The 3,276-nt window shown below is 71.5% G+C and carries 3 protein-coding genes; 2 read left to right on the top strand and 1 reads right to left on the bottom strand.

From position 1 onward, the window contains the following. Window positions 1–219: transglycosylase SLT domain-containing protein (locus tag AB0D45_RS34670; RefSeq protein ID WP_362466652.1), on the top strand; the 219-nt coding region annotated here is incomplete at its 5' end. A gap of 112 nt (window positions 220–331) precedes the next feature. Here the strand turns inward: AB0D45_RS34670 and AB0D45_RS34675 are convergent. After that, window positions 332–1,501, bottom strand: a complete 1,170-nt coding sequence (locus AB0D45_RS34675) for a steroid 3-ketoacyl-CoA thiolase (protein WP_361611362.1) — start codon at window positions 1,499–1,501, stop codon at window positions 332–334. A 266-nt stretch (window positions 1,502–1,767) separates the two neighbouring features. Between AB0D45_RS34675 and AB0D45_RS34680 the strand changes: the two genes are divergently transcribed. Beyond that, window positions 1,768–3,012 carry a cytochrome P450 gene (locus AB0D45_RS34680; protein WP_362466656.1) on the top strand — a complete coding sequence of 415 codons (1,245 nt, stop codon included), beginning with the start codon at window positions 1,768–1,770 and terminating at the stop codon, window positions 3,010–3,012. Window positions 3,013–3,276 lie beyond the last annotated feature (264 nt).

Consider the following 3,276-nt stretch of genomic DNA (forward strand, 5'->3'; position numbering starts at 1 on the left):
GTCTCCCACGAGAGCGGCTGGGACCACACCGCCACCAACTCCTCCTCCGGCGCCTACGGCCTGGTCCAGGCCCTGCCCGCGTCGAAGATGTCCTCCGCGGGCTCCGACTGGAAGACCAACCCGGCCACCCAGATCAAGTGGGGCCTGGACTACATGAACGACCGCTACGGCAGCCCCGTCGGCGCCTGGAACTTCTGGAAGGCCAACCACTGGTACTAAGCCGGCGGCCACACCCCCAGCAACACGGCACGACAGCACAGCGTGCACACGAAGGCCCCGGTGGCCGGCCCCACCAGGCCGGCCACCGGGGCCTTCCGCGTCCCGTATCCCCTCACAGCCGCTGGATGATCGTCCCGGTCGCCAGCGCGCCTCCCGCGCACATGGTGATCAGCGCGAACTCCTTGTCGCGGCGCTCCAGCTCGTGCAGCGCGGTCGTGATCAGCCGGGCGCCGGTGGCGCCGACCGGGTGGCCGAGGGCGATGCCGCCGCCGTTGACGTTCACCTTCTCCAGGTCCTGGCCGAAGACCTGCGCCCAGCTGAGGACGACGGAGGCGAAGGCCTCGTTGATCTCGACGAGGTCGATGTCCTTGAGGGACATCCCGGCCTTGCCGAGGACCGCCCGGGTCGCGTCGATCGGCCCGTCCAGGTGGAAGTGAGGGTCCGAGCCGACCAGCGCCTGGGCGACGATCCGGGCGCGCGGCTTGAGTTTCAGCGCACGGGCCATCTTGCGCGAGGCCCACATCACGGCTGCGGCGCCGTCGGATATCTGGGAGGAGTTCCCCGCGGTGTGCACGGCCGTCGGCATGACCGGCTTGAGCCGGGCCAGGCCCTCCATGGTGGTGTCCCGCAGGCCCTCGTCCCGGTCGACGAGGCGCCACATCCCCTGCCCGGCGGCCTGCTCCTCCTCCGTCGTCGGGACCTGGACCGCGAAGGTCTCGCGCTTGAAGCGCTCCTCGGCCCATGCCGTCCCGGCCCGCTCCTGGGAGAGCACGCCGAGCCGGTCGACGTCCTCGCGGGTCAGGCCCCGGTGGCGGGCGATGCGCTCGGCGGCCTCGAACTGGTTGGGGAGGTCGACGTTCCATTCGTCCGGGAAGGGCTTGCCGGGCCCGTGCTTGGAGCCGGAGCCCAGCGGGACCCGGCTCATGGCCTCCACCCCGCAGGCGATGCCGATGTCGATGACCCCGCCGGAGACCATGTTGGCGACCATGTGGTTGGCCTGCTGGGAGCTGCCGCACTGGCAGTCCACGGTGGTCGCGGCGGTCTCGTACGGGAGCCCCATGGCGAGCCAGGCGTTGCGGGCGGGGTTCATGGACTGCTCGCCGGCGTGGGTGACGGTGCCGCCGACGATCTGCTCGACGCAGTCGGGCTGCATTCCGGTACGGGCCAGGAGCTCGCGGTAGGTCTCGCCGAGCAGGTAGGCGGGATGGAGGTTGGCCAGGGCTCCCCCGCGTTTCCCGATGGGGGTGCGTACGGCTTCGACGATGACGGGTTCCGCGGCCATGAGCTCGTCCTCTCCTGCACACTCTGCACAGCGCCGGCGTGGCGGGCCGTCCCGGCGACTGCCCCGCACGAACTAGTACGCGTTCTAGTTCTCCCCCGCAGTCTTATGACCTCGGCGCCCGGCACGCAAGGGTCTTGCACGCGGCTTACACGCTTTCCCCACGCAACAGTTGACGCGCGAGCCCTTGTGACTTCTAGAACTCGTTACTACCTTCAAGCCAACTTCTGATGGGCCGTCAGACCCTCGTCAGACCTTGGAGTCGCCCGATGCCCTGTCCCGCGCTGCCCGAAGGCTTCGACGCCACCGACCCGGACGTCCTCCAGGACCGGGTCCCCTTCCCGGAGTTCGCTCGGCTGCGGCAGACCGCCCCCGTGTGGTGGTGCCCCCAGCGGCGGGGCGTCACCGGGTTCGACGACGAGGGCTACTGGGCCGTCACCCGGCACGCGGACGTCAAGTACGTCTCCACGCACCCGGAACTCTTCTCCTCCACCACCAACACGGCGATCATCCGCTTCAACGAGCACATCCAGCGCGACCAGATAGATGCCCAGCGCCTGATCATGCTGAACATGGATCCGCCGGAGCACACCCGGGTACGCCAGATCGTGCAGCGGGGCTTCACCCCCCGCGCCATCCGCGGCCTGGAGCAGGCCCTGCGCGAGCGGGCCCGGAAGATCGTGGAGGAGGCCCGGGAGGCCTCGGCGGACGGCGCCTTCGACTTCGTCACCCAGGTGGCCTGCGAACTCCCGCTCCAGGCCATCGCCGAGCTGATCGGCGTACCGCAGGAGGACCGCTCCCGGATCTTCGACTGGTCCAACAAGATGATCGCGTACGACGACCCGGAGTACGCGATCACGGAGGAGGCCGGCTCCCACGCGGCCGTGGAGCTCATCGGCTACGCGATGAACCTGGCCGCCGAGCGCAAGGAGTGCCCGGCCAAGGACATCGTCTCCCAGCTGGTGGCCGCGGAGGGCGAGGGCAACCTGCGCTCCGACGAGTTCGGCCTCTTCGTCCTGCTGCTGGCGGTCGCCGGCAACGAGACCACGCGCAACGCCATCAGCCACGGCATGCACGCCTTCCTCACCCACCCCGGACAGTGGGAGCTGTACAAGGCGACCCGGCCGGCCACCGCCGCGGAGGAGATCGTGCGCTGGGCCACACCCGTGGTCTCCTTCCAGCGCACCGCCACCCGGGACACCGAGCTGGGCGGCCAGAAGATCAAGGCCGGCGACCGGGTGGGGCTGTTCTACTCCTCCGCCAACCACGACCCCGAGGTCTTCGCGGACCCGGACGTCTTCGACATCACCCGCGACCCGAACCCGCACCTCGGATTCGGCGGCGGGGGCCCGCACTTCTGCCTCGGGAAGTCCCTGGCGATCCTGGAGATCGACCTCATCTTCAACGCCCTGGCCGACGCCCTGCCCGACCTGCGACCGGCCTCGGACGGCCCGCGGCGGCTGCGCGCGGCCTGGCTCAACGGCATCAAGGAGCTGCGGGTCAGCGCGGGTTGACGGACTCCGGGCCGGCCCCAGCCGGCCGGGAGCCAGGACGGCAGGGGCCGTACCTCCCACGCCCCGGCCCCTGCCGTCCGTCGGGGCGCGACCGCCCGAGTGGCGGGTCCGCGGGACCCGGCCGATCCTGACAGGACGCGGCGATCCACCGGAGGGGGGGGGGGGGGCCCCCCCCCCCCCCCCCCCCCCCCGCCCCGGGGGGGGGGGGGGGGGGCGCCCCCCCCCCGGCGCGCCGGAGCGGGCGGCCGAGAAAGGGGGGGCCCC

It is taken from the genome of Streptomyces sp. NPDC048352 (assembly GCF_040651895.1).
In the GTDB taxonomy this organism is placed as follows: Bacteria; Actinomycetota; Actinomycetes; order Streptomycetales; family Streptomycetaceae; genus Streptomyces.

What these genes read in the sequence shown, in the direction of transcription:
- AB0D45_RS34675 (WP_361611362.1), bottom strand. Translation starts at nt 1,501, where the DNA reads ATGGCCGCGGAACCCGTCATCGTCGAAGCCGTACGCACCCCCATCGGG.
- AB0D45_RS34680 (WP_362466656.1), top strand. Translation starts at nt 1,768, where the DNA reads ATGCCCTGTCCCGCGCTGCCCGAAGGCTTCGACGCCACCGACCCGGAC.